Annotated in this window: 22 protein-coding genes; 15 read left to right on the top strand and 7 right to left on the bottom strand. The window is 62.4% G+C overall.

Going from position 1 to position 26,998, the window contains the following annotated elements:
- The first annotated feature begins 88 nt into the window (after window positions 1-88).
- Window positions 89-1,225, top strand: coding sequence for a MurR/RpiR family transcriptional regulator (locus C0Z19_RS21295; protein WP_102611823.1), 1,137 nt, complete (start codon window positions 89-91; stop codon window positions 1,223-1,225).
- A complete protein-coding gene (locus tag C0Z19_RS21290) occupies window positions 1,222-2,064 on the top strand; it encodes a GSU2403 family nucleotidyltransferase fold protein (RefSeq protein WP_102611822.1) in 843 nt (280 codons plus the stop codon). The genes C0Z19_RS21295 and C0Z19_RS21290 overlap by 4 nt, the downstream gene beginning before the upstream one ends.
- A 20-nt stretch (window positions 2,065-2,084) precedes the next feature.
- Here C0Z19_RS21290 and C0Z19_RS21285 read toward each other — a convergent pair whose 3' ends face one another.
- Window positions 2,085-2,885 carry an alpha/beta fold hydrolase gene (locus C0Z19_RS21285; protein ID WP_102611821.1) on the bottom strand — a complete coding sequence of 267 codons (801 nt, stop codon included), beginning with the start codon at window positions 2,883-2,885 and terminating at the stop codon, window positions 2,085-2,087.
- Between the two features lie 134 nt (window positions 2,886-3,019).
- On the opposite strand from C0Z19_RS21285, the gene C0Z19_RS21280 reads away from it, so the two are divergent.
- Both C0Z19_RS21280 and C0Z19_RS21275 read left to right on the top strand, forming a co-directional pair.
- Window positions 3,020-3,922, top strand: coding sequence for a LysR family transcriptional regulator (locus tag C0Z19_RS21280; protein ID WP_102611820.1), 903 nt, complete (start codon window positions 3,020-3,022; stop codon window positions 3,920-3,922).
- Window positions 3,923-4,125: 203 nt separating this feature from the next.
- Window positions 4,126-4,854 (top strand): pirin family protein, encoded by a 729-nt coding sequence (locus tag C0Z19_RS21275; protein ID WP_102611819.1) that lies wholly within the window; start codon window positions 4,126-4,128, stop codon window positions 4,852-4,854.
- Between the two features lie 95 nt (window positions 4,855-4,949).
- Here C0Z19_RS21275 and C0Z19_RS21270 read toward each other — a convergent pair whose 3' ends face one another.
- Window positions 4,950-5,606 carry a DUF1345 domain-containing protein gene (locus C0Z19_RS21270; RefSeq protein ID WP_102611853.1) on the bottom strand — a complete coding sequence of 219 codons (657 nt, stop codon included), beginning with the start codon at window positions 5,604-5,606 and terminating at the stop codon, window positions 4,950-4,952.
- Window positions 5,607-5,794: 188 nt separating this feature from the next.
- Here C0Z19_RS21270 and C0Z19_RS21265 point away from each other — a divergent pair, with 188 nt between their 5' ends.
- Together C0Z19_RS21265 and C0Z19_RS21260 are read left to right on the top strand one after the other, a co-directional pair.
- Window positions 5,795-7,480 carry a VRR-NUC domain-containing protein gene (locus tag C0Z19_RS21265; RefSeq protein WP_102611818.1) on the top strand — a complete coding sequence of 562 codons (1,686 nt, stop codon included), beginning with the start codon at window positions 5,795-5,797 and terminating at the stop codon, window positions 7,478-7,480.
- The gene (locus C0Z19_RS21260; RefSeq protein WP_102611817.1) at window positions 7,477-9,741 is read left to right on the top strand and encodes an ATP-dependent DNA helicase; all 2,265 of its coding nucleotides are present in this window, start codon (window positions 7,477-7,479) and stop codon (window positions 9,739-9,741) included. The genes C0Z19_RS21265 and C0Z19_RS21260 overlap by 4 nt, the downstream gene beginning before the upstream one ends.
- Window positions 9,742-9,859: 118 nt before the next feature.
- Here the strand turns inward: C0Z19_RS21260 and C0Z19_RS21255 are convergent, their stop codons facing one another.
- A complete protein-coding gene (locus C0Z19_RS21255; RefSeq protein ID WP_102611816.1) occupies window positions 9,860-10,633 on the bottom strand; it encodes an SDR family NAD(P)-dependent oxidoreductase in 774 nt (257 codons plus the stop codon).
- Between the two features lie 310 nt (window positions 10,634-10,943).
- Here C0Z19_RS21255 and C0Z19_RS21250 point away from each other — a divergent pair, with 310 nt between their 5' ends.
- Complete coding sequence (locus tag C0Z19_RS21250; RefSeq protein WP_102611815.1) at window positions 10,944-11,999, top strand: DUF2059 domain-containing protein; 1,056 nt, start codon at window positions 10,944-10,946, stop codon at window positions 11,997-11,999.
- Between the two features lie 25 nt (window positions 12,000-12,024).
- On the opposite strand, the gene C0Z19_RS21245 is transcribed toward C0Z19_RS21250, so the two are convergent.
- Window positions 12,025-13,083, bottom strand: coding sequence for a LysR family transcriptional regulator (locus C0Z19_RS21245; RefSeq protein WP_146012111.1), 1,059 nt, complete (start codon window positions 13,081-13,083; stop codon window positions 12,025-12,027).
- A gap of 131 nt (window positions 13,084-13,214) precedes the next feature.
- On the opposite strand from C0Z19_RS21245, the gene C0Z19_RS21240 reads away from it, so the two are divergent.
- Entirely contained in the window at window positions 13,215-14,060 is an 846-nt protein-coding gene (locus C0Z19_RS21240) for an NAD(P)H-binding protein (RefSeq protein ID WP_102611813.1), read from the top strand.
- Window positions 14,061-14,311: 251 nt separating this feature from the next.
- Window positions 14,312-15,286 (top strand): LysR family transcriptional regulator, encoded by a 975-nt coding sequence (locus C0Z19_RS21235; protein WP_102611812.1) that lies wholly within the window; start codon window positions 14,312-14,314, stop codon window positions 15,284-15,286.
- 34 nt (window positions 15,287-15,320) lie between these two features.
- On the opposite strand, the gene C0Z19_RS21230 is transcribed toward C0Z19_RS21235, so the two are convergent.
- Window positions 15,321-16,394 carry an AraC family transcriptional regulator gene (locus C0Z19_RS21230; protein WP_158243034.1) on the bottom strand — a complete coding sequence of 358 codons (1,074 nt, stop codon included), beginning with the start codon at window positions 16,392-16,394 and terminating at the stop codon, window positions 15,321-15,323.
- A gap of 131 nt (window positions 16,395-16,525) precedes the next feature.
- Between C0Z19_RS21230 and C0Z19_RS21225 the strand changes: the two genes are divergently transcribed.
- From C0Z19_RS21225 to C0Z19_RS21215, 3 genes are all read left to right on the top strand, one after another.
- Entirely contained in the window at window positions 16,526-17,062 is a 537-nt protein-coding gene (locus C0Z19_RS21225; protein WP_102611810.1) for a carboxymuconolactone decarboxylase family protein, read from the top strand.
- Between the two features lie 145 nt (window positions 17,063-17,207).
- Window positions 17,208-17,636, top strand: a complete 429-nt coding sequence (locus tag C0Z19_RS21220) for a DUF1801 domain-containing protein (RefSeq protein ID WP_102611809.1) — start codon at window positions 17,208-17,210, stop codon at window positions 17,634-17,636.
- A gap of 335 nt (window positions 17,637-17,971) precedes the next feature.
- Window positions 17,972-20,524, top strand: coding sequence for a sensor domain-containing protein (locus C0Z19_RS21215; protein WP_199180789.1), 2,553 nt, complete (start codon window positions 17,972-17,974; stop codon window positions 20,522-20,524).
- A 47-nt stretch (window positions 20,525-20,571) separates the two neighbouring features.
- Here the strand turns inward: C0Z19_RS21215 and C0Z19_RS21210 are convergent, their stop codons facing one another.
- Together C0Z19_RS21210 and C0Z19_RS21205 are read right to left on the bottom strand one after the other, a co-directional pair.
- Complete coding sequence (locus tag C0Z19_RS21210) at window positions 20,572-21,723, bottom strand: CaiB/BaiF CoA transferase family protein (protein ID WP_102611808.1); 1,152 nt, start codon at window positions 21,721-21,723, stop codon at window positions 20,572-20,574.
- The gene (locus tag C0Z19_RS21205; RefSeq protein ID WP_102611807.1) at window positions 21,720-22,676 is read right to left on the bottom strand and encodes a hydroxymethylglutaryl-CoA lyase; all 957 of its coding nucleotides are present in this window, start codon (window positions 22,674-22,676) and stop codon (window positions 21,720-21,722) included. The genes C0Z19_RS21210 and C0Z19_RS21205 overlap by 4 nt, the downstream gene beginning before the upstream one ends.
- Before the next feature lie 167 nt (window positions 22,677-22,843).
- Between C0Z19_RS21205 and C0Z19_RS21200 the strand changes: the two genes are divergently transcribed.
- From C0Z19_RS21200 to C0Z19_RS21190, 3 genes are all read left to right on the top strand, one after another.
- Window positions 22,844-23,761, top strand: coding sequence for a LysR family transcriptional regulator (locus C0Z19_RS21200; RefSeq protein WP_102611806.1), 918 nt, complete (start codon window positions 22,844-22,846; stop codon window positions 23,759-23,761).
- A 270-nt stretch (window positions 23,762-24,031) separates the two neighbouring features.
- The gene (locus C0Z19_RS21195) at window positions 24,032-26,155 is read left to right on the top strand and encodes a D-(-)-3-hydroxybutyrate oligomer hydrolase (protein WP_102611805.1); all 2,124 of its coding nucleotides are present in this window, start codon (window positions 24,032-24,034) and stop codon (window positions 26,153-26,155) included.
- Between the two features lie 245 nt (window positions 26,156-26,400).
- The gene (locus C0Z19_RS21190; RefSeq protein ID WP_102611804.1) at window positions 26,401-26,991 is read left to right on the top strand and encodes a BPSL1445 family SYLF domain-containing lipoprotein; all 591 of its coding nucleotides are present in this window, start codon (window positions 26,401-26,403) and stop codon (window positions 26,989-26,991) included.
- Window positions 26,992-26,998 lie beyond the last annotated feature (7 nt).

Raw genomic sequence — 26,998 nt, 5'->3', positions numbered from 1 at the left:
CCGGTATTGCAGTCACGGGAAGCGCGGGGTAACATGGCCATGTGATTTAACTCGGCCATGTGAATTCACATGGCCATGAGAGCGCAATATGGATCCACTTCTGCACACACTCCCCGAGGCCAGGGGGCTGTACGCCTTCCGCGAGCTATTCGAGGACACGGGGTGGACCCTCAAGGTGCCTGCGGCCAGCGGACCTCAAACGGAGGATATTCTCCTCGTTGATAAGGAGGGACAAAGCTATCACGCCGTGCTCAAGTCGTTGCACGAAGGGCGTCCCGACCGGGTCACCGCACTCTTTGCACAGGCGCTGCTCGAGGCCCGCACGCGTGCACGAAAAGCCCGCGTTCGTCCTGCAGTCCTGATCTGGGTCAGCAGTGCCTCCCGATCTCTAACTGACCGTCTCGTTGATTTCCATCAGGCCAACGGAAATCGCGAGCCCTTCGCTCTGCTCTCCATGGACGGCACGCAGTACGTCGAATTCCCCGGCCTGCGTCTTACCGAGCGCCCCGGGCACCTTACCAGCCCGCACCGCACAGTCCATAGCGCGCCACCGCGCGTCGTGTTCACGGATCGCTTCCAGTGGATGATCAAGCTACTGCTGGCGGCCGATATCAAGCATGCAGACCTGATCGCGGCGGCGCCTGTGCGCTACAGCACGGCTACAGAACTAGCGCGTGCAGCCGGCGTTTCTACGATGACCGCCACCCGGCTGGTCAATGCCCTGAAAGCGGAAGGTTTTCTGGAGTTGTCGCCCTATCTAAAGCTGGTGCGTCGCCGCCAACTGGCCGATCGTTGGAAAGCCGAGTATCGCAAACCGCCGCTGGCGCTCGCGATGAAATTCGCTTTGCCTGCGCCACCGGATGATCTGCTTCGAAAGCTCCTGAAAAAGCACACGGGCATTGTCGGCCTCTTCGGCGCAGCCGAAGCACTCGGTTATGGCCATGTAAAGGGCGTGGTGCCAACCGTGTGGGTGGACAATCTGAAAGAGGCGCAAACCTGGCGGGCGCTGCGCCTCGCCAAGGACGGCGAGCGTCCCGACCTGATCCTCCAGGAGCCCGGTTTCCCGCAGTCACTGATGCGAGGTGCGGTCTCTCGCGACGGCATCATGGTGACGGACATCCTCCAAACCTGGCTCGATGTTTCCGCGCATCCGGCCCGAGGAGCCGAACTGGCCTCGGAACTGGAGAACGGTATTCTCGCAACCGTGATCGGGGATAACGCGTGAGCGACTTCGAGGAATTCAGCAAACTGGCCGTGACGCTAGAACCATGGCGCTCCAAAATCGTGTTCATTGGCGGCTGGGCGTATCGGCTCTACCGCTACGAGCCGCGTGCTTCCAAGCCAGACTTCGCGGCAATCTACACGCAGGACGCCGATGTCGCCTTTCCGGAAAAGAATGCTCTTGATGGCGACATCAAAAAAGCACTCGTTGGCGCCGGCTTCCGGGAGGAGCCGAATTTCGCGGGTGGCTTCCGTCCTCCCGCGATGCGCTACACGCTTGGCGACGCGGCCAACGGCTTCTACGCCGAATTCCTGACGCCGCTAACGGGCAGCCCCTTGCGACGTAACAAGGCAACAAAGCAGTTTGAATTGAACGCCACCGAGGCAAATGGTGGCGTGGTCGCCCAGAAGCTGCGCCACCTGGAAGTGCTGCTACATGCGCCCTGGCTCGTGACAATCCCGGCTGAAGATTCGGGCCTTGGCGAAGCAGTCGTCGATCTTCGCATCCCCAACCCAGTGAGCTTCATGATCCAGAAGCTGCTGATTCGTGACGATCGGGCTCGGGAAAAACGCGCTCAAGATGTGCTGTATATCTACGATGCAATGTACCTTTTCGGCAGCGCGATCGAAGATGAACTTGCTGCGATCTGGAAGGACCTCGAGGGCACGCTGACGGACGCACAGCGAAAGTCCGTCAGCGCGGGCGTCGGTGAGCTGTTCTCCGAGGTGAACGATCTTCTCCGTGAAGCGGTAACGATTCCCTCGGATCGGCGCATCGATCCCGAGGACATGCTCACACTGTGCCAGATGGGCTTCGAAGTGCTATTTGGTGGTGCCGGTTAGCAGGCTGTATGGCCCTTGGCCTATGCGGCGCCCGACAGAAACGCCCGCACCGCATCGACAAACGCGCGCTCCGACTCGACGTTCGGCAGATGCACGCAAGGCAACACCAAATAACGCGCCCCCGGTATCGCCGCGGCAATCGCTTCGCCGTGACTTGCCGCCGTGACGTTGTCATGCTCCCCAGAGATGACGAGCGTCGGTCGCGTAACGAGCGTGACGATGCGGCTCAAGTCAGTGTCGCGCACGGCCGCATAGCTGCCGGCCAGCCCTTGCGGCGATGTTTGCAGCACCATCTCCCGAAACGACTCGACCACGGGCAATCGCGCATCGACCATACTCGACGGGAACCAGTTGCGGATGAAGCCCTCCGCAATCGCTTGCATATCGACGTCGCCCGTGAGCTCCGCGATGCGACGATCGAATTCCTGCGGCGGCCCCAGGTGCGCCGACGTATTGCTGAGCACGAGACGATCAATCCGCTCGGGTGCACGAACGCCCAACCATTGACCGATAAAGCCGCCCAGCGATAGCCCAAGAAAATGGACGCGCTCGAGACCAAGGCCATCGAGCAACTCGATCACATCCCGCCCCAATCGATCGAGCGAATAAGCCCCGGCGGGGGCATCGGACGCGCCGTTGCCCCGCGTGTCGTAGCGCAACACGCGAAAGTGTTCGGCCAGATCGGGCATCACGCCGTCCCACATGTGCAAAGAAGTTGCAATCGAATTGGACAGCATCAGCACGGGCGCATCCGCACGACCGTCGAAGCGATATGCCATGCGGGCGCCGTCGCCCGTGGTGAAGAACGATAGACCTTCCATGAAAACCCTCCTCATTGAGCGTTGAGTGACTCGGTTCGACAGGAAGCATCGTAGGCGCGCAGCTCGACGAAAGACATTACAAAGTTTTGATATTCTTTGTAATGTCTTTCAACGGCACTCCGACATCTATCGACATGAGTGAATTCACGCTCCACGATTTGCAGTGTTTCGACGCCGTCGTCCGCGCAGGCGGCTTTCAAGCGGCCGCCGCCGCACTGCATCGATCGCACCCGGCCGTGTTCGCGGCCGTGGCCAGACTCGAGCGGCAACTCGGCCTCGAGTTGCTCGATCGCAGCGGCTATCGCGTGCGCATGACGGCCGCGGGACGCGCCTTGCATCGCAAGTCCCAAACGCTGCTGAGCGAATTCCATGGGCTGCGCACCTACGCTGCGCAGTTGGCGATGGGAGACGAAAGCGAATTGCACGTCGTCATCGGCGATCTGTGCCCCAGGCAACAGACGCTCGAACTGCTCTCTCAATTTTTTAGAACCTGCCCGGGCACGCGGATGCATCTCCATGTGGAGGCCGTCACCGGGCCCCAGGAACGCCTGCTCGACGGCGATGCCGATTTGATCGTGCACGTCGTCGACAAGGCCAACCCGCGCATCGAATGGATCGATGTCTGCAAGGTCGGGCTCATCCCCGTCATTTCGCCCGCCCTATTGCCGGCCGGTTTGCCTCGCACGGTCAAGCCCGACCATCTGCGCGAATTGACTCAATGCGTGATGCGCGACACGGCGCGCCACACACCTTCACGCAATTACTTCGTCATCGACGGCGCTCCGCAATGCACCGTCGCCGATCAGTCGATGAAGCGCGAAATCATTCTGCAGGGCTTGGGCTGGGGTCATTTGCCTCGATACATGATCGAAGACGACCTGCGCAGGGATCGACTGCGGTCGCTCGCCGGCCGTCATCTTCCCGGTGCGAGCGAGGACATCGTCATCGCGCGCTGCAGCGACAGGCCGCATGGGCCCGTTGCAGAGCGTCTTTGGCGCTATTTGGGCGAGCAGGCGCGGGCCAGGCTCGGCGGCTAGCTGTGCGTGAGGCTGAACGCAAATGCCTCGCGCGAGAACTGCGCGCGGGCCGCCTGCCGCACCACCCGCCGATTGTCCCATCCATGAGACGGTGAGTCCGCGCCGTAGGTCTTCTGATCGATGAAACGTTGGCCTAGACTCTGTACCCATCGACGCCAACCCTGCTTCATTCGTTCGGCGTCCTAACGTTTCGGAGGAAAAAGATGATCGAAATCAGGAAAGCTACCGATCGCGGCGTCGCCGAGCATGGATGGTTGAGCTCGCGCCACACCTTCTCGTTCGCCAACTACTTCGACCCGGAGCAAGCGGGCTTTTCCGATCTGCTCGTGATCAACGACGATCGCGTGGCTGCGGGACGTGGCTTTGGCCGTCATCCGCATCGCGACATGGAAATTTTCTCGTACGTGCTCGAGGGCGCGCTCGAACATCGGGACTCGATGGGCACCGGCTCGACGATCGTGCCCGGCGACGTGCAGCTGATGAGTGCGGGTACGGGCGTCGCGCATAGCGAATACAACCCGTCGTCCACCGACCCCGTGCATTTTCTGCAGATCTGGATTTTGCCTTCGGAGGCGGCGCTGGGTGCGCCGCCTCGCTATCAGCAGATGCACGTCGGTGAGCAAGAGAAGCAAGGAAACCTGCGGCTCATGCTTTCGCCCGACGGGGCCGACGGATCGCTGACGCTGAGGCAGGACGCACGCGTCTATTCCGCCAAGCTCGACGGCGATCAAACGGCGTCGCTGTCGCTACCGGCCGAGCGGTACGCGTACGTGCATGTGGCCAGCGGCGAGGTCACGCTGAACGGCGTCAAGCTCGTTGCGGGCGATGGCGCCAAGCTCCGTGACGAGACCGCGCTGACGCTGACCGAAGGTAAGGCGGCGGAAGTGCTCGTGTTCGATCTGCGTGCGCGGGAGACGCCGCAGATGCGGTGAAGGTGCGCTGATCGGCAGCCGGGACATCGCCCTGGCCGCCGTTGCTGGCCGCGAACGGCGGCCAGCAACGCACAGAGAGCCCCTTCTCCGTCGTATTACGATCCCAACAACCCCGCCGCGATATTCACCGAAAGCCCCAATAGCGCGGCATTGAAGAAGAACGACAAAACCGATTGAGCCAGCGCCGTGCGTCGCGCGCGACTCGAACATAAAGAAACATCGGATGTCTGCGATGCAACCGCAATCGTGAATGAGAAATATAAGAAATCCCAGTAATCAAGCGGTTCGTCTTGATCCGGAAACTTCAACGACGCCTCATGTTCGCGTGTCTGGTGGTAATAGCGCGCGTACTGCAATGTAAAAACCGTCGGAATCAACAGCCAGGCGCCCAGCATGGTCGCGCCGGTGAGCGCATAGTTGATGCCCGCCTGCTTCGGCCCGAGTCCCTTGGTGGCGGATAGCTCGACCACGATTGCAGCCACGCTCGCAATCGCCGCACAGGTAATGATGGCGAGCACGGCCGTCGCGCCTTCGTTCTCGCGCTCGGCCACCCGTTGCACATCGGCGGGGCTGGCCCTCATCATCAGCACCCAGATCATGACGAGGTAAAGCCACATGCCAACGTCCCATGCGAGCAGCGCCCGCTGAATGGGACGCAGCTGCCACGGCTCGATCAGGTATGCCAGGATGCCGAGCGCCGCGGCGATAACGATGCGCGGGCGGTTGCCGAGAAAGCGCGCGATGCGCGTCAATGTGTTCATGGGTATCCGAGCGAGTTGGAGAAGGCGGCGCCCACGTGCATACGAGCACGGTTGACCGAATTATCGCCGCAGCACGCGCTTGGTGCCGAATCGAACCTATCCGCGCAGCGCGGATCGGCCGCCGCTGTGGCCGAATTTGCTATCATCCCTGTACATTTATACAGCCCCGCAGAACCGTCGTGCTTTCCACCGCTCCCTCGCCCTATTACTTGTCGAATTTCGAGCGTGCGCTGGCGTGGATCGCTGAGCGCTACGACGATTTGCTCGACATGGGCGAGCGCGACTTTCTGCATGACTTCGCCGGTCTGCCGCTGCAGTCGCGCGCGCTGCTCGTGCGCATGTTGATGCGTCAGGGGCCGCTGTTTCGCGCGAGCCGGCTCGTCTACGAAGAAATCGGTTGCCCGCTGGCGGCGGCCGCGCCGCTGGCCGCGCTCGGGTGGGTGGACACGGACGCGCCGGTCACGATCGACGAACTGTTCTCGCTCGCCACGCGCCCCGAACTCGCGCGTATGTTGCCATCGGCCGCCAGTCATAAACATCTGAGCAAGGCTGCCTGGCTGGACGTGCTTCGCGACACTTACCCGGAGCCACGGCGTTATCGTGAATGGAGCGCGAACACCAACGAAACGGACACGGTATTGCGCACGACGATCGCTGCGCTGTGCGAACGGCTGCGGCTCATGTTTTTCGGCAACCTGCACCAGGATTGGACAGAATTCGTGCTCGCCGATTTGGGCATCTATCAATATGAGTCCGTGCCGTTTCCCATGTCGGCTCGCGCCTTTCGCTCGCGCGCGGATATCGACGGCTATCTCTCGCTGCATGCATGCCGCGCTGCGCTCGATGCGCTCGTCGAAGCGGACGATCTTGCGCAGTTGCTCGGCGCGGCGAAGGGCGTCGACATCGACAATCCCTGGCTCGAAATGCGACGCGCAAAATTGCTGTTTCGGATCGGTCATCACGCCGAACGGCTTGCACATTGGCCCGTTGCGCTCGACGCATATGCTGGCAGCGCATGGCCCGGTGCAAGGCATCGGCGCATGCGGGTGCTCGAACGCGAGGGGCGCTTCGCCGAGGCGCTCGAACTGGCGGGCCAAGCGATGCGCGAACCCGAAAGCGAGGCAGAATCCCAGCGCGTTGCTCGCATGCTGCCGAGACTGCACCGGGCGTTGGGACGGAGCACGGAGCGCGCCGCCCGCGAGCGCGCAATCGAGCGCGAAACGATCGTACTGCCTTACCCCGACGAGCCGTTCGCCGTCGAATACGTCGTTCGCGATCATCTCCATACCGATGACGTTCCGGTGTTTTACGTCGAAAACGGCCTGATCAATTCGCTGTTCGGTCTGCTGTGTTGGGAAGCCGTGTTTGCGCCCGTGCCGGGCGCATTCTTCCATCCGTTTCAACGCGGGCCGGCCGATCTGCACGCGCCGGACTTCTTCGCGCGTCGCAAGCAGATGTTCGCGAACTGCCTTGCGCAACTCGATAGCAGCGCTTATCAGGCGACGATTCGGCATCACCTCGAAGTCAAAGCCGGCTTGCAATCGCCGTTCGTATTTTGGGGAATGTTGACGCCTCACCTCGTCGACCATGCGCTCGATTGTCTGCCCGCGACTCACCTGAAGCTCTGCTTTATGCGCTTGCTCGCCGACATTCGCGAGAACCGCTCGGGCCTGCCCGACCTCGTCCGGTTTTGGCCCCGCGAGCAGCGCTACGAGTTCATCGAAATCAAAGGCCCGGGCGACAAGCTGCAAGACAACCAAACACGCTGGCTGCGCTATTGCATCGCGCACGGCATCCCCGTGCGAGTGCTGGACGTGCGCTGGGCACAAGCGCCCGCCTTCGACACCGTAGCGGCCTTGCCATGAGCTACATCGTCGCGGTCCGGACACTGTGCGAGTTCACGGCCAAGCGTGGCGATCTGGATCTGCGTTTCACGCCGTCGCCCACTGCGCTCGAAGGAATGGAAGGCCATGCGGTAGTGACTTCGCGGCGGGCTGCCGGGTATGAATCGGAGCTGACACTGAGCGGCGCCTATGGCGAGTTGACCGTGCGCGGCCGGGCCGATGGTTATGATCCCGCACTCAATCGCCTCGAGGAAATCAAAACCTATCGCGGGCAGCTCGAGACGATGCCCGAGAATCATCGCGCGCTGCATTGGGCGCAAGCGCTCGTCTATGGGCACCTGCTCTGCCAGGCGCGAGCGCTCGAACGATTGAACGTGGCGCTCGTCTATTTCGACATCGGTTCACGCAAAGAAACCGTGTTGACGCAGTCATACGAGGCGTGCGCCCTGCGCAGCTTGTTCGAGCATCAGTGCGAGCGATTCCTCGGCTGGGCCATGCGCGAGAGCGAACATCGCGAGGCACGCAACGCGGCACTCGATCGCCTTCGGTTCCCTTATGGCGAGTTTCGCAGTGGACAGCGCGAGCTGGCCGTGGCCGTCTATCGCGCGGCGCGCGATGCCGGTGCGTTGATGGCGCAAGCGCCGACCGGCATCGGCAAAACCCTCGCCACGATCTTTCCGGCGCTCAAGGCGTGCGGACAAGGGCACGTCGAACGCGTCTTCTTTCTCACGGCGAAGACGCCGGGCCGAGCGCTCGCGCTCGACGCGATCGATTCATTGCATCGCCACGCCGATGCGTTGCCGCTGCGTACGCTCGAACTCGTTGCACGCGACAAGGCCTGCGAGCACCCCGACAAGTCGTGCCATGGCGAATCGTGCCCGCTCGCGCGTGGCTTTTACGACCGGCTTGGGGATGCACGGGAAGCGGCGCTTGCAAGCCACCGCCTCGATCGGGAAACCGTGCGTCAGGCAGCGCTCGCCCATGACGTCTGCCCCTATTACCTGGCACAAGAGCTCGCGCGCTGGTGCGATGTCGTCGTCGGCGACTACAACTACTACTACGACAGCAGCGCCCTGCTCTACGCGCTCGCCCGTATCAATCAGTGGCCCGTCGCAGTGCTCGTCGACGAAGCGCACAACCTGCTCGAGCGCGCGCGCAAGATGTACACGGCCTCGATCGAGCAAAGCGCATTCAAAGCCGCCGGAAAAACTGCGCCCGACGTGCTTAAAGAGCCGCTGAAGCGGTTGCAGCGCGAGTGGAACGCGCTCAATCGGACGCAGACGAACGCGTATCAGGCGTACGCGGAAGTCCCCGCACGCGTCTTGTCCTCCGCTCAAAACCTGATTGGCGCGGTGACCGACCATCTGGCCGACGCGCCACTTTCGATCGATGACAGCCTGCTGCGTGTCTTCTTCGATGCCATGCATTTTGTTTCGTTGTCCGAACAATTCGGCACGCATTCGGTGTTCGATGTGCGCTTGAGCGCAAAGGCCGCAGCGGACCGCGGCAAGGTTTCGTCTGCGCTGTGCGTGCGCAACGTCGTTCCGGCGCATTTCCTTGCGCCACGGCACGCGCTCGCACGCACTACCGTTTTGTTCTCCGGCACGCTGGCGCCGGAGCACTTCTACCGCGACATGCTGGGGTTGCCCGAAGAGGCGGCTTTCATGAGCGTCGACGGCCCATTCCGCCCTCAGCAATTGCGCGTTCATATTGCCGCTCATGTCTCCACGCGCTGGCGCGATCGCGAACGCTCGCTGATCCCGATCGCCGATCTCATGGCACGCCAGTATGCCGAGCAACCGGGCAATTACTTAGGCTTCCTAAGCAGCTTCGATTATTTGCAGCGGGTGGCAACGCTGATGCAGCAGCGACATCCCGATGTGCCGATCTGGACTCAAGCCCCCGGCATGGATGAAGCGGCGCGCGATGCGTTTCTCGCGCGCTTCCGCTCGGCCGGCAGCGGGATCGGACTGGCCGTGCTGGGCGGCGCTTTCTCCGAAGGTGTCGACCTCGTCGGTGAGCAGTTGATCGGTGCGTTCGTCGCCACGCTCGGACTGCCGCAAGTCAACGAGGTCAATGAAGAAATGCGGCGCACGATGGATGCCAGGTTCGGTAGCGGCTACGACTATGTCTACCTGTATCCCGGCTTGCAAAAGGTCGTACAGGCGGCGGGGCGTGTCATCCGCACCGAAACGGACGTCGGCGTCTTGCATTTGATCGACGACCGCTTCCGGCGCGCGGAAGTCAGACGGCTGCTGCCCACTTGGTGGGCGTTGCCTTGAATGCCCGCTTCCGCGCCTGGTGCCCGTAATCACCGGTTGCGATGATCCGGGTCGATTGCTCGCATACCGCCGTTAGAACATCGGACCAGCACAACACTTCCGCGCCGTCTTGGGCCGATCAGGCGATCGAATACCCGCCGTCGACGAGCAGGCCATGCCCCGAGATAAACGAAGCGTCATCGGAAGCGAGGAACGCCACGACCGCGGCGATCTCTTCGGGCGAACCGGCCCGGCCCGCAATAGTCGAATCTGCGAAAGCCCGCTTCGCTTCGACATCCGGCCAGATGCGATCCTGGAACGGCGTGTCGATGATGCCGGGATTGACGGCGTTGACGCGCACGCCTTGCTTGAATAGCTCGATCGCAGCGGTCTTGGTCAGGCCCAACACCGCGTGCTTGCTCGCGATATAGAGCCCCGCATTACCGAAGCCGATCACGCCGCCCATCGAGGCATTGTTGATGATCGTTCCACCTCCTTGCGCCAGCATGGCTTTGGCCTCGTGCTTCATCGACCAGAAAACGCCGCGCACATTGGCGTTGAAGATGGTGTCGTACGTCTCGTTGGTCTGCTCGACGAACGGCGTGAACGCGCCTTCTGTCCCAGCGTTGTTGAATGCGATGTCGATGCGTCCGTAGGTCGAAACCGTCTTGGCAACGAGGTCGATGACACTCTGCTCAACGTTGATGTCTGCGACGACCGCAGACGCCTCGAAGCCTTCCTGCCTGATCTCGGCTACAAGTTGTTCGAGCTCCGATTGCCGACGGGCGCTCGCGACGACCTTGGCGCCACGGCGCGCGAGTTCAACGGCGCTCGCGCGGCCGATACCGGAACTTGCGCCGGTCACCAGAGCGACCTTGCCGGAAAGGGTTCGACGGGTAACGGATGCGTTCATTTTCTTTCTCCAGATTGGAAGACGTTTCGGCCCTTGCTTGGCAGACGGGCGTCTGTTTTCAGGCCACGGACGTCATTCTGGACTTCCGCACTAATGCCATAAAGTAGCCAATTTTTGATTCAATAGTGAACTACACTCATCAATAACTGGATGGCTAACGGTGCGGCGCCGCTCAGACGGCGGTGCCCCAGCCCATCACAATTTCGAGGTGCAGCCCTGGAACGCGCGGCGCACAGGCACCGCGGCATACCGGCCTTCCAACGACCGGCCTTCCAACGACTACAACGAACCTTTCGTACGGGGAATCGCCATGAATCGTCGCATCGCGTCGATCGGCGCGGGCATCGCTTTGCAATGCTGGCAAATTGCTGCGCAGACTGCGCCCCCGTTGGATGCCCCTGCGTTCTCGCTACAACCTCGGCAGCAGGTGAGCGCGACTGGGGAGGCGTCACGCACGTCCGCCGCGGACCCCAATCAGATCGAACGGTTGCTGGCAGAGCAGCAACTCAAACCGGCCCAGGCGAACACGCAGACGGACGCCGATGCCGCCGCCGAGATTTCCGCCTGCGTCGCGCGCAACATTCGCACGCTCGACCCGACCAATCCGAAGTGGAACGAGACGGACCCGCGCTGGGAACCGATGCGGCGAACGATCATGCAGGATTGTGCGCGGCGCCGTGAATTCCGAATCAAAAGCGTGCAATCGGAATTGCAGCGCATGTATCGCGACGCGCTCGCGAATAGCTACGCGCAGCATTTGTCGCACGCAGACGCGGAGATCTTGCTGCGGTTTTACTCGACGGAAATTGGCCGTCGCTTTCTGGCGTTTCAAAACCGGCTGACCGTCATCGAATTCGATTCGATGCAAAAGGCGCAGTTGCGTGCCGCCGCCGACGGCACGATGCCAGGGTCAGTGCCAGCGCCCTCGTCGATGCCGGTTCCCGCACCCGATGTCGTCAAGCGCCGCGCCGCCATCTTGCTGATGTCCCGCCAGATCCTGCTGATGGTGCAATGGCAGCAGGATGCGGCTAAGTCGGGTGGCGATGCGAGTGGCTGGGCCATCGCACCGATCATGATGAATATGGCGACCACGATGGAGGGCGAGGCAATCGATCAAATCGAAACGGAATATGCGCGCGACTTGCCGGCCTTCTCGGCTTTCTTGTCGTCGCCTGCCGAAAAGAATGAAATTCGCGCGCTTGCCGATGCGCAGATGTCGTTTGGCACCGCTTCGGCCACGCAACTGATCAAGCTCGCTCCCGAATGGAACGGCGATCTGGCGAAGTGGCGCGAGCAATACCGGGCACTATCGCCGGTATCGCCGGCTTCGGGCACGCGCGCTGCGAGTGGCCCGGCTTCGAAGTAGCGCTGGTGCGGCTAGCAACGTTGGATCAGTCACGATCGGATTCGCGGACGATGTCGGATCGAACCCGGCGTTGTTGTTGGCGAAGGTCGCCATCGCCTGCAACCTTCCGACCCATTTTCGATTTCAAGTCGTGCCGATGCTGCGCCCGGAATGGCCGTGACTTGACCGCGTCCGAACTCCAATCGCCAACCCCATACCGGTCGCGCAGAAAGCTGATAAACGCGTTGACCTTGGGCGATGCGCTCAAGCGCGATGCATGCAGCGCATAGAGCTGCAACGGCTCGATCTCCCAATCGGGCAACAGTCGCACGAGCCGCCCCGCATCGATATCGTGTTGCGCCGCCTCAGGCTTGAGCAGGGTAACGCCACCGCCGCTCAACGCCACCTGGTAGCCGATCGCGGGATCGGCTACGATCACGCGCGGCTCGAAGCGCACTTCCTGGCGCGTAGCACCGCGTTGCATTCGCCACGCGGAAAAACCGGGCGCAAGCCCCTGCGCGGAGCAGTGCCCGGTAATGCAATGATGCTCGCGCAAATCGGCCGGTATTTTCGGCATGCGCCGTCCGGCAAGATACGCGGGGCTCGCATAGGCCGCAAGCCGCACCCGAAACAGCGGCGTCGCTCGCAACGTGGAATCGGCGCCCGGCGCCGGACCGATCACCACATCGGGCGCCGCATCGCTCGCGCGATGCTCGGCCGCCAGCAGTTGCAGATCGACGCGCACCTCAGGGTATGCCGCCAAAAAATCACCGAGCACCGGCGCAAGCGCAAAGCGCGCAAACGGTACCGACGTAGCGACGCGCAACAGCCCACGAGGCTGAGCATGCATCGCGCCGATCGCAAGATCGGCTTGCTCCGCCTCCTCCAACATCCGCCTGCAGCGCTCGAGATAGAGTTCGCCCGCTTCGGTCAACATCAGACTGCGTGTCGTACGCTCGATGAGCCGCACCCCCAAACGCTGCTCCAGTCGCGACAATGCGCGGCTCACGCTCGATTTCGGCAGGCCGAGGCGCTCGGCGGCCACCGTAAAGCTTTGCGCTTCGCAAATGTGCGCAAAACACTGCAGTTCATTCAGATCGATCATGTATCGCCCCCACGGATTGTTCCACGTCAGCAACGGATTGTTCGATATCTATCAATTGTTGCAAATAATAGCCAATCTTTCGGGCAGACGTTGAAAGCGTTCAATTTTCAATTACCAGAAGGAGAACCACCATGTATTTAGTCACTGGAGCAAGCGGTAACGTCGGCAGTCAGATCGTCGCCCAAATGCTGGCTGCGGGCCATGCGGTTCGGGCTTATGTGCGGGATCCGTCTAAATTGGCGCAATGGAACGGACGCGTGGACGTCGTTGCCGGGGAATACGACACGCCCGACGCATTCTCGGCTGCGCTCGATGGCCCCGTCGAAGGCGTGTTCCTGATGAATGTCGGCAGCGCAGACACTTTCCGCGAATTGATCGCGCGCGTGGCAGCCAAGCGGGTTCGACGCGTCGTGTTCCTCTCGACGCACATGGTAGAAAGCGCGCCCGATACGCTGCTCGGCCGCCTCCATCGCGAGAAGGAAGACATCATTCGCACCGCCGGGCTCGACGGCCGTTTCCTGCGGCCTACCGGCTTCATGTCCAACGCCTATCTGTGGCTGCCGAGCGTTCGCGCGAGTGGCGTCGTGCCCAATCCGATGGGCGACGGACGCGCTGCGCCGATCGCACCGGAGGACATCGCGGCCGTCGCCGTGCGCGCGCTGACGGATGCCTCCTTGACCGAGAGGGAACTGGTGCTGACAGGCGGGGAAATCATCAGCGTGCCCGAGCAGGTCGCACTGCTCTCGCAAGCGATCGATCGTCCTCTGCGCTGCGCCGACATCACGCTGGAACAAGCCACCGACAATCTCACACGGGCCGGTCTGCCACAGCCCATCGCGGCATCGGTCGTCAAAGCCTACGAGCAGGTGAAAGCAGGCCGCGCCGCGAAAGCGACCGACACGGTTGAACGGCTGCTCGGCCGCAAGCCGCTTCGCTTCGAGCAATGGCTGCAAACACACGTAGAGCACTTCCGGTAAGCACTATCCGCTTTCTGCTCTCGATCCGGCGCCGCGGCTCCGCGGCGCCGATCTCGTTGCTCAGTTCGTTGCGCTGCACGCGCCCGCGGCCATCGTCGACATGCGCCGCATGCAGCACAACATCACCGCCATGCAAGCGCGAACGAACGCGCTGGGCGTCGCGTTACACCCGCGCATGTCATTAACGACGAGCTTGAATCTGCGGTACGTGGCAGACTATGCTGTTTCGTTGGTCACCCATCGGAGCGAGCATGGATCGCATTCAGGCAATGGAAGTCTTCACGCGCGTCGTCGACGCCAACAGCTTCACGCGTGCGGCAGAAACGCTGGGCATGCCGCGCGCATCGGTGACGACGATCATCCAGAATCTCGAAGCGTATCTCGGCGTGCGCCTCATGCACCGGACGACGCGCCGGCTTTCGCTGACGCCCGACGGCGCCGCGTACTACGAGCATTGCATCAAGATCATCGGGGAAATCGCCGAAGCCGATGCGAGTTTTCAGGCCGGCAATCGCAAGCCGAGCGGCGCATTGCGCGTTCACATGCCGAGCGCATTGGGGCGGCGCATTGTCATTCCCGCATTGTCGACGTTCCACCAGCGCTATCCGGACATCACGCTCGATCTCGGGTTGTCGGACCGTCCCGTCGATCCGATCGAAGAAGGCGTCGACTGCATGCTCCGCGTCGGCCCGCTCGAGGATTCATCGATGGTGGCGCGGCGCATCGGCATGCTCAAGCGCGTCACGTGCGCCTCGCCGGGCTACCTGGCGAAGCACGGCGAACCGAAGACCATCGAAGATCTCGCCTCGCACCAGGCCGTGAATTTTCGCGCGGCGCACGGGGGCCGGCCCGTCCCCTGGGTTTTCCTCATCGACGGCAAGCCCGTCGAAGCGAAAATGGACAGTCTCGTGACCGTCAACGATTCCGATGCTTACGTAACCTGTGCGATCGAAGGCTTCGGATTGATCCAGCCCACGCTTTTCATGGTGCTGCCCCATTTGCTCGACGGCTCGTTGAAGGAAGTCATGGCGGGCTTCAATCCGAAGCCGAAGCCCATTTCCATCGTGTATCCGCATAACCGCCACCTTTCCGCAAAAGTGCGCGTGTTCGCCGAATGGATCGGCGAATTGTTCGATTCGATGCCGGCGCTCGAAGATGTCTCGCGCCCGCAGGCGCCCGTCGCGGCCAAAAGCACCCGGCCACGTCGCGACGCACTCGCGGTTTGAAGGGCTGAGCCTTCGCTGCAAACGCGCGGCAACTTCAAACTTCCACAGTGCCGCCGAGCGACACGAAACGCGGCGGCCGCGGTGGCTCGGTCGGTGGCAGCGGTACGGCACGCCAAGCGGCCGGCGTCAAATCGGTTTCTCGTTTGAAGGCCCGCTGAAACGCCGCCTCCGACGCATAGCCAACCGCCTCGCCGATCGCCGCCACCGACTGTTCGGTGTCTTTCAACAATCGACTTGCTTCGGCGATACGCACGCGCGTCACGAATTCGGCCGGCGTCATCCCGGCTGCCGCACCGAAACTGCGTATCAGCGATGAGCGCGACATATGGGCGATCCCGGCCATTTCCTCGATCGTCCATGCCTGCGCAGGCGCGCGAACGATTTGCACCGCGACTTCGCACAGGCGCGGATGCGCCGCCAGCGCGAGCATGCCGGCAGGCGCTTGCGTGCCATGCATCGCCGCGCGCAGCGTCATACCGAACAGTGCCGCGGACAGGTGGCGCAGTACCGCGGCGTGGCCCGGCTGCGCGTGCTCGGTTTCTTCTTTCATCAGCGCAAGCAGCCGGCTCAGGCGTGATGAAGTGCTGTCTTGTTGGTCGGGCGCTTCACCAACTTCACCAACTTCACCAACTTCACCAACTTCACCGGCTTCACCGTTCCCGCCGAAACTCGCCATGCGCTTCATGTCGGCGTTCGTGCGAACGATGACGTAGTCCGGCAGCAACGAACGATACAGCCGCCACGCCGCGGGCGTCATCAGGAACCGCCCGCACAGCAGGATCGTCGCCGCGCCTCCTGCCTCGTAAAGCGTCACCGTCTCGGGCGCTTCCCCCCGGCTGCGCCCGGGCGCCACGCCGCCCGCCCGGTTCACGATCGTATGAGCCTCGCCCGACGGCAACATCAGCACATCGCCTGCATGCAGCATCGTCGGCTCCAGCCCTGGCCCTTCCACCACGGCAGAACCGGCGAGCAACGCGTGGTACGGCATCTCGCGTTGCGCGCTGCGCGCTTGCGCAACCGTCGAGGATGCGCGCAGTTCGCATCGCTCATCGAGACGCCCGTCAACCGCCCCAAGGCTCAACAGTCTATCGAGCAGATCCAGATCCATAGGACTCCGTAGGTTGAAACGATCGAGCATGTTTGTGGGCCGCGCGAGCATTCATCAAAAAGGCCCGCGTTCTTAAAGTACACCTACCGCATCAAGCGGCCTTAACCCTGAATGACAACAAGGAGCCCATTATGTCCAGACTTCCCGCTCTTGGCGCCGAAGACACGCCCGACGCCGCGCACGCCCTGTTCGAGCGCATTCGCAAGGCAGCAGGAAAATTACCGAACGCATATGCGGTGATCGGCAGCTACAGCCCTGCCACACTCGGGCTCATGGTGGACGGTGACGCAGTGCTTGCGCAGGGCCAACTGAGCAAACCCGATATCGAAGCGATCCGGATTGCAGTCAGTTCGCTCAACGGCTGCGATTATTGCGTAGCGGCGCATTCGCTGGTGGGCAAGCTTGCCGGCTTGCAGCCCGATACGTTGCGCCAGCTTCGTGCAGGCGAAGCGACCGGCGACGCCCGGCGCGACGCGCTCGTCACGTTCGTGCGCACCGTTGCCGGGACGCAAGGGACCGTAGACGCTGCGGTATTGGCCGCCGTGCGTGAAGCGGGCTACACGCCGGCGCAAATCGTCGAAGCGCTGCTGGCCGTTGCGCTGATTTCGTTCACGAATCTGTTCAACCGGGTCAACGACACGGAGATCGATTTCCCGATTCCGAATTGAAAACAGTGCATCATACTGACCGGCGCAGCGTCGATTCGCGAAGTTCGATCGGCGCTCGCCTTTGTTTCTTTGGAAAGTTGGGGAAAGTTACAAGGGGAAAGCGCCTCGCAATCAATCGAAAACATCGAAGCGTTGGAGAAAAAACTTGAAGAAAGCGACTGCAACGGAAGATCGGCCGGCATCTGAACTGATCGACGAAAAAATCGCGAGCCTCGGCGATTGGCGCGGTGAAACGCTGGCCAGAATGCGTGCGCTCATCAAGGAAGCGGAGCCTGATGTCGTAGAAGAGTGGAAATGGATGGGCACGCCTGTCTGGTCGCATAATGGCATTCTGTGCACAGGAGAATCGTACAAGGCCGTCGTGAAACTGGCGTTTCTCAAAGGCGCGTCTCTGAAAGACCCCCGAAAGCTTTTTAATTCGAGCCTCGACGGTAACGCGCGACGCGCGATCGATATTCACGAGGGCGAAGAGATCGACGCGGACGCGTTCAAAGCGCTCATCCGCGAGGCCGTTGCGCTCAATGCCGCAGGGGCTGTCGCGAAGCCGAAACGAGCGAAGCAAGGGACGCATTGAGGCGCCCCCGCGCCGACTGAAACACCGTAGCCACGCTTGCTCAGCGCGGCGTTCCGAATCAATGCCCGATCGGGCGCCTCGCCGAATGCGGGGCTCGATTCCCACATGCGATTCCTTTGACGGCCACGGGAAACGCGCCCGGCACACCGCCCCGGAAAACGCCAAACGTCCGGCAATGGCGCCCAGGGTTGTCCGCACGCCTTCAGAAATCCTTCAATTTGGCCGTTATCCAGGCGATAGCACAGCTCCCGGCGCACCCATGGCGCACCCATGACACGCCAATTCAGCAATGCACCCTGAGCTGTAATGCTTAGACGAATAGCACCTTGAACCGCATGGAAAACTCTGAAATCGCCAGCGAAGACGCGTACCGTGTGCCTCTCGGCGATCTGCACATCGCTGCGATCCGCTACGACGCGCACGGCGGGCGTCGTTACCTGAACCGCGCGGCGATACAGATGATGAGCGCCGACCGCGGCGGCTCGCACGTTCTGCTGAGCGAAACCGAGCTGCTGTCGGAGCCGGTCTATCAGCGCTTTCAGGCCGCGATCCGGGAAGTCGCGGCGACCGGCGTGGCGCGCGAGATAGAGCTCGCGTTTGACGGCATGCCGACGGACCAGACGCAACACTATCGGGTTCAGCTCGCGACGGACCCGGCCGCGGACGGGGCTGTGGGCGTGCTCGCGCTCTGCTTCAATATCACGGCGCACAGACACGCCGAGGCGCAGCTGCGCGAACGCGAATCGTATCTCGAGTCGCTGCTGGACACGATTCCGATCCCCGTTTTCTCAAAGGACAGACAAGGGCGCTATCTCCAGCTCAATCAGGCGTTCCAGGATTTTCTGGGCATCTCGAAGGATCGGTTCGTTGGCAAAACCGTATTCGAAGTGAACCCCTATGAGCTGGCGAAAACCTATTTCGAGAAGGACGAAGAGTTATTTACGGACGGCGGAATTCAACGATACGAGTTCAGGGCCCGAAATGCGCAAAAGGAAGACCGCGAGGTCGAGTTCACGAAAGCGATCTTTTACGACGCGGAAGGCCGTCCGGCGGGATTGATCGGCGCCATTTTGGACATCACGGAACGCAATCGGGCTCAAGCCGAGTTGCAGGCGCAATACGAAAAAATTCTGGAGCTGAACGCGACGCTATGCGCCAAAGCGCGCGAATTATCGCAGCGCGAACGCGAGTTTCGAACCCTCGTCGAACATTCGCCCGATACGGTGGCGCGTTACGACCGGCAGCTTCGCCGCCTTTACGTCAATCCGGTCTTCCTGACATTTGCCCCGGGCGGCGCAAACGCTTTGCTCGGAAAAACGCCATCCGAATATCCGGGCGGACCGGATGCCGTGCGCTATGAGCAAGAGATCACCCAAGTGTTCAACACGGGCATGGATCGACAGTTCGAGTTGAAATGGCGGCCCGGCGACGGCAAGCAGTTGTGCCACATGATTCGGCTGACAGCAGAGTTCGGCGCTGACGGTCAGGTGGAAACCGTGCTCGCCATCGGTCGCGACATCAGCGAGCTGCACGCGTCGCGCGAAAAGATTCACCACATGGCGTATTTCGATGAGCTGACCGACCTGCCCAATCGCACGATGTTCAACGAAGCGCTACGGCGTGCAACGGAAGGCAGTGCGCAGGATCGATTGACGGCCGTGATGATGATCGACATGGATCGGTTCAAAGGCGTCAACGACACCATGGGCCACGCGGTCGGGGACGAGTTGCTGCGTGAAGCGGCCAAGCGGCTGCTCGAATGCGTACGGCCGGGCGACATCGTCGCGCGCTTTGGCGGAGACGAATTTGCCGTGCTCCTGCCCGATGCGCGCAACCGTCGCACGCTCGAAGAGATCTCCGCGAGGATCATTAACCGGCTCGGCGAGCGCTTCGTGCTGCATGGAAGGGAAGTGTTCATTTCCGGCAGTCTCGGCATTGCCCTCTATCCGATCGACAGCACCGATGCCGACGATCTGCTCAAATACGCCGATTCGGCGATGTACCTGGCGAAGCGTTCCGGCCGTCGAGGCTTCCGCTTCTATACGAACGAGTTGACCGTCGAGGCCGATGCGAACCTGCAACTCGAGGCGGAACTGCGTCGCGCGATCGATAACGCCGAACTCGAACTGCACTACCAGCCGCAAGTGGCGTTTCGCAATGCCGAGGTCATCGGCGTCGAAGCGTTATTGCGGTGGAATCGGGCCGGTTCGGGTTTTATTCCGCCCGACCAATTCGTGCCCGTGGCCGAAGAGACCGGATTGATCGTCGATCTGGGCAAATGGGTTCTACGCGAGGCGTGCCGCGCAGCGGCGGAGTGGAACGCCGCGGGCGGTCCTCGCCGGGTCGTCGCCGTCAATCTGTCGCCACGGCAGTTTCAAGCGAGGGGCTTCGTCCAAACAGTCGAGAAGATACTCGACCAAACGGGCTGCCGCGCCGAATGGCTGGAATTCGAAATCACCGAAAGCCTGCTGCTCGAAGAAGACGAATCGGTCACGCGCACGCTTTCCGCGTTCAAACGGATGGGCGCCTCGATCGCGATCGACGATTTCGGCACAGGCTATTCGGCGCTGAGCTACCTCGCGCGCTTTCCGATCGATACGCTCAAGATCGATCGTTCCTTCATTCAACAGGTCACGCACGATTCTCGCCACGCCGAGCTCGTCAAAGCCATCCTTTCGATTTCGCACTGTCTCGGGCATCGCGTCGTCGCAGAGGGCGTCGAAACGGCGGCGCAAGCAGCGTTTCTCGACATGCACGGCTGCGAGGTGGCGCAGGGATTTCTCTACTGCAAGCCATTGCCCAAGCAGGCCATTGCCGCGCTACCGCGTTATATCAACCCGGACGTCGAAATCGGCGCCGATCTGCAGATGATGGGCAGCGGGCGATAGCGGCTGCAGGCTCGCAGGCACAGGGATCTATCGCCGCATCCGCACCTCTACCGGCTCACGCGAGGCTTGATCCGCTGCAAGATCTCCTGCGTATGCTCGCCGATCCGGGCGAGCGCTTGCCGCACGCCCGGCCGCCGTCCGCCCATCGTCAGCGGCAGCAATACGACGTCGGTGGTGCCGCCGTCGTCCGTCGTCATCGGCACCAGTCCACCGCTCGCCTTCAAATGCGGGTCGTCGAGCAATTGTTCGGGCCGCACGATCGGGGCATAGGGAATGCCCGCGCCTTCGAGCTTCGGCACAAGCTCGGCGACGCGATGCGCGCTGAGCACTTCAGACAAGAGCGGAATCAGCTCGGAGCGTGATGCCACGCGTTGCGAATTCGTTGCAAAGCGCGGCTCGGCCGCCAGATCGGGCCGATGCAACACGTCGCACAACGCGACGAATTGCTTGTCGCTCACGGCGCCGATGAACAACTGCTCGCCTTGCGCAAGCGTGAATACGTCGTACACGCTCCAGGCCGAAACGCGGGCCGGCATCGGCGGCAGCGGCTCGTGCGTCATCGCGTACTGTTGCATATGTTGAGCACACAAAAAGACGCAGTTCTCGAACAGCGCGCTTTGCACTTCCTGTCCGCGTCCCGTGCGATCGCGTTCGCGCAACGCGGCCAGAATCCCGATCGCGCCGAACATCCCGCCCATGATGTCGTTGACGGAGGCGCCGGCGCGCAGCGGACGCCCGACCGGGCCGGTCATATAGGCGAGGCCGCCCATCATCTGCACGACTTCGTCCAGCGCAAGCCGCTTGTCGTAGGGGCCCGGCAGAAAGCCCTTGTGCGACGCATACACGAGCCGAGGGTAGCGCCTGGACAGCGTGTCGTAGTCGAGTCCGAAGTCGCGCATCAATCCCGGCCGGAAATTTTCGATGACGACGTCGCATTCGCCGATCAAATCGCCGGCGGCAGCCTGCCCTTCGGGCGTGGCGATATCGATGACGACACTCTTCTTGTTGCGATTGAACGTGCGAAAAAAACCGATGCCAAGCCCGGGAAGGCGGCGCGTCTTGTCACCGCCGGGCGGTTCGACCTTGATGACCTCGGCGCCCAGGTCGGCAAGGATCATGCCGCATGTCGGGCCCATCACCATGTGCGTGAATTCGACGACGCGGATGCCGTCGAGCGGCAGCGAAGTAGCCATACTCATTGGACACCTGCCGTGAAATCGTTGGGCGACCGCCCGGTGAAAGTCTTCGGCAAACCGGCGCGCGCGAGGCTGCCGTGCAGCACTTCGTTCGGCAACCAGCGCTCGAGTTCGGCGCGGAGCGCGAGCAAACCTTCGATGTCGACGCCTGTCGCGATTCCCATCTCTTCGAGCATGAAAACGAGGTCCTCGGTCGACGCGTTCCCGCTCGCGCCGGGCGCATGCGGGCACCCGCCGATCCCGCCCAACGACGCGTCGAATCGCTCGATGCCGGTCTCGAGCGCTGCAAAAACGTTCGCCAGCGCCAGCCCCCGCGTGTCATGAAAATGCGCGCATGCAAGGCGATCGCCCGCCACGCGGCGCGCTTGCTCGAACAACGCACGCACGGCACCGGGCCCCGCATAGCCCACCGTGTCGGCCAAGCCGACCTGATCGGCGCCCGCATCGAGCACTGCCTGCAGGCAGCGCATCACTTCCTGCCGCGATACGTCGCCCTGAATCGTGCAGCCGAACGCCGTGCTGATGCCCACCTCGATGCGCGTCTTCGCGCCAGCGGCGTCGCGAGCCGCTCGCATTCGCCCGATCTCGGCGATGACTTCATCAGGAGTCCTACGTAAGTTCGCCACGCTGTGCGCATGGCTCGCCGACAGCGGGACGAGCATCGCATCCGCTTCGACTTCGAGCGCGCGCTCGGCGCCTTTCAGGTTGGGCACGAGCACCGACACGACAAGGTCCGGCAACGTCTTCGCATAGGCGACGACCTCCGCCGTATCGGCCAGCTGCGGCATCAGCCGCACAGGGACGAACGAGCCTACTTCCATTTCGCGCTGCCCCGCCTCGTACGCACGCCGGATCCAGGCGCATTTGCGTGCGGTCGGCAAGATCGTCTGGATACTCTGCAAACCATCGCGCAAGCCTACTTCTCTGATGATTGCGCGGGAGGGCAGTGACTTCATCGGGCATGTCTCCGTTGGCTGCGCCGGTCGCTCCTGCGCCGGCCGTGTGCTAACTTTAGACATTCCGAACGATCGGGCAAGCGTTATTTTGGAACCGAAAGCCTTCCCGTTTGGAAACCCTCGCTTTGCGCAGGACGTTACCTTGCCCCTCCATACCGAGCGTTCGAATGCGTGACATCGATTTGAAGACCTTGCGCCTTTTCGTGGCGGTTTGCGATCTCCGCAACATGGCGCGTGCCGCCGAAGAAATGCACATCGAGCCGTCGGCAATCAGCAAACGCATCGCGCAACTTGAAAGCGACCTTGGCGTACCGTTGCTCGTGCGAACGCGCCGCGGCGCGCATCCGACGCCGGCGGGCATCGTTCTGCTCGAACATGCGCGCAACGCGCTGTTTACGATGGAGCGCATCTCCACCGATGTCGCCGGATTCAAGCACGGGCTCGTCGGCAGTGTCACCGTTTGCGCTTCGGCGTCGGCGATCGCCGAAGCATTGCTCGACGACATCGCTTCGTTCTTGCGGGCGCCCGAACACGAAAACGTGAAAGTCAGCGTCGACGAGCAAATCTCGCTCGAACTCGTCCGTCGCGTCCGCGACGGCGAGACCTCCATCGGCGTGTGTTGGGACAACGTCGATTTGAACGGACTCATGTCCCGCCCTTACCGGCAAGACCACCTTGCGTTGGCCGTGCATCCCGGCCATCCGTTGGCGAAACACAGGTCGGTTTCTCTCGAACAGACGCTTGATTACGAACATGTGGGCATGCCCCCTTCGACAGCCGTCCACACCACGTTGCGCCGCGCCGCCGCGGCGCTTGGGCGCAATGTGTCCTATCGCATGGTCGTATCGACGTTCGACGCGACGTTCCGAGTAGTCGCTGCCAATCTCGGAATCAGCGTTGTGCCCGCCATCGTCGGCCACACCTATGCGCGCATTTTCGACATGAAGATCGTCCCACTGACAGACGCATGGGCCGAACGTCGCTTCGCCATTTTTTTCAAGGACTACGAAGCCTTGCAGCCGGCCGCGCAGAGGCTCGTCGTTCATCTCGCCGAATGCGCCGTCGCGAGCCGTCCATGCGCGTAGCGTTTCGATCGATCGCGCTGTGACGGTTGTCGCACACACCACCGCTGGCACCGCAGTTCACATCGCTCATACCCGAGCGTCGCAGGAAAAACGAAAGTTGATGGGCGCATGCAGTTTCCGTCACAATCTCGTCGTCGACCGATAGCGATGCATTTCTCGCGCGCATGCGCTCGTTCCGCAGGTCGATGTCATGGCAGTGTCACGCAGGGTCTTCGCATCGAAACGGCGCACCACCGCGCTACGCTCAACAAGCAGTGCATGGAGACACCAATGAAAGCCATTCCACTTGCAGCTTGCAGTGCCGTCCTATTGGCGGGCGCCGCAATCGCCGGCGCCACGCTCTTTTCGACGGCGGCCCGCGCCGGCGATCGCGACAGCGCACCGTCGAACTTCAACCGCCTGCCGTCGTTCGTCGTCGCGAGCAGCCTGCGCACCACGACTTACGACGGCGTCACCGACGATCTGCTGACCGGCGGCCTCGGCAAAACCGGGCTGGCAGGGCCTGCCCCGACGATCGCGAACCCGGCCAGCCCGACCGCAGCCGAACTGCGCAGGCTCGCGATCTGGTCGAACTACCGTGCGCTTGTCGACATGACGGCCAACGGCGGATACGGCCGCTTCTGGGGGCCCAATATCGACATCAACGGCAACGATACGTTAGGAGAAGGAAAAGTCGCGGGCACGGAATATCTCGCCTATGCCGATAACGGCGCCGGCAACCAAAACGTCACCTTGATGGTGCAGGTGCCAACCCAGTTCGATCCGCAAAAACCTTGCATCGTCACGGCGACATCCTCGGGCTCGCGTGGCGTGTACGGCGCCGTATCGGCCGCGGGCGAATGGGGCCTCAAGCGCGGCTGCGCCGTCGCTTACACGGACAAGGGCTCGGGCAACGGCGCGCAAGAGCTGATGACGGGTCACGTCACGTTGATCGATGGCCTCGTCGCCGACGCCGCCAGCGCAGGCCGCGACAGCCTGTTCACGGTCGATGCCAGTGCGAGCGACATCGCCCGCTTCAACGCGGCATTCCCCTATCGATATGCGTTCAAGCACGCCCACTCGCAGCAAAACCCCGAGCAGGAATGGGGCAAAGACACGCTTGAAGCTATCAAGTTCGCGTACTGGGCGTTGAATCATCAATTTGGTGCGACCGTCTCCGGCTCGCGTCGGCACGTCCGCTACGAGCCCGGCAGCATCACGACGATCGCCGCGTCGGTCAGCAACGGCGGCGGCGCTTCGCTGGCCGCTGCCGAGCAAGACAAGCGCGGCTGGATCACGGCCGTCGTCGTCGGCGAGCCGCAGGTCAACGTGGACCTGCCGCATCGCGCTCGCGTGCTCGAAGGCGGCCAGCCGATCGCACAAGCCGGCAAACCGCTCGCCGATTACACGACGCTCGCGAACCTGCTGCAGCCCTGTGCCGCATTGGCGCAAGCGGCCACGGGCGCGCCTTATCTGACCGCATTGCCCCTCGCGACAACAATTGCGATCCGGCAGGCGCGCTGCGCATCGTTGGCTGCGGCCGGCTATGTGACGGGCGCCGATCTGCAGGCGCAAGCCGACGATGCGCTCGCGCAGTTGCATGCCGCGGGCTATGAAGCCGATTCCGACCTGTTGCAAGCCGCGATGTGGGATTCCCAAGCCGTGCCGGCCGTCGCCGTCACCTATGCGAACGCCTATACGCGATCGAGCGTGCTCGACAATCTCTGCGGTTTCAGCTTCGGCACGACGAATCCGGCCACGGGCGCAGCCGGTGTGCCGCCGGCCGCCTCGCCGATGGGGGCCGTGTTCGGCCTCGGCAACGGGATTCCCCCCACCAACGGCATCAGTCTCGTCTACAACGACGGCGCCACGGGCGCAGCCGACCATCGCTTCGCAACACCCGATGCGAGCTTTGCCGGTGCGCTCTGTATGCGCCAGCTATGGACGCAGCATGACCCGCGCATGCACGCGAGCGTTCGCGCCATTCGCGTCCGCGCCGATCTTCACGGCAAGCCCGCGATCCTCGTGCAAGGGCGCAGCGACGCGCTTGTGCCGATCAACCATGCTTCGCGGGCATACCTGGCCGCCAACAGCGCGCGCGAAGGCGCTCGCAGTCAGGTATCGCTCTACGAAGTGATGAACGGACAGCACTTCGACGCATTTCTCGGTGTGCCCGGCTTCGATACGCGTTTCATCCCCGTCCATTACTACTACCTGCAAGCGCTCGATCTGATGTGGCGGCACTTGCATGACGGTACGCCGTTGCCGCCGTCGCAGGTGCTGCGCACGATACCGCGCGGCGGCACGCCCGGCGCCGCGCCCGCGCTGACCACCGCCAATCTGCCCGCCATTGCCTCGAACCCGGGCAGCAATGCGATTGCCGTGAGCCATGGCGTAGTGGACGTTCCTCACTAAGCCCGCTCAAACCATTCGCAGAACTGGTTAATGGCGCGGAAGCGATCGATGAACCGATGAATCGATGAATCGCAGAATCAACGAATCGGAAGGCCGTCGATGTTGTCGATCGCTTGCAATCCCGAATACGGAAATCGATCGCTTCGGAACTCCCGCGACATTTGCATTGTCTTTGTATCAGCTTCGCCGCATGCGGAATAACACGTCGCGCGCGACCATCAATCGTTCGCTTGTCAGGAGGATTCATGCAACGCCGTCGATTCATCGCAATGACCGGAGCCGCACTCGCATCGGGCGGACTTGCGCTCACCGGATGCACGACCACGCCGCTTTCTTCGAGCTCCTCACCGGGGGGCGACGCCGGCAAGCGTGCAGCGATCGATGCAGATGTCGAAGCCACGCTGACCCGTCTATATTCGACGGTGCATGGCTCGCGTGAGCTCGTCAGTAACGCGCGCGGCGTTCTCGTCTTTCCTTCCGTGCTCTCCGCGGGGTTCTGGATCGGCGGGCAGTATGGCCAAGGGGCATTGCGCATCGGCGGCCAGTCGAGCGGCTATTACAGCATCGCGGCGGCTTCGTTCGGGCTGCAGATCGGCGCGCAATCGAAAGCCATCATCATGCTGTTCATGACGCAAGAGGCGCTCGATAAATTCACGAGCAGCCAAGGCTGGGCGGCGGGCGTCGATGCCACGGTGGCGCTCGTGCGCATTGGCGCGAACGGCAACGTCGATACGTCGACCGCGACAAGCCCGGTCGAAGCGTTCGTTCTCACGAACGCCGGCTTGATGGCCGGCGTATCGCTGGAAGGCACGAAGATCTCACGGCTCATCATTTGAGCAGCGA

Source organism: Trinickia soli, from assembly GCF_002879855.1.
Classification (GTDB): domain Bacteria; phylum Pseudomonadota; class Gammaproteobacteria; order Burkholderiales; family Burkholderiaceae; genus Trinickia; species Trinickia soli.
Note: the sequence above shows the minus strand (reverse complement) of the source record. Positions and strands in the feature narration are given on the sequence as shown.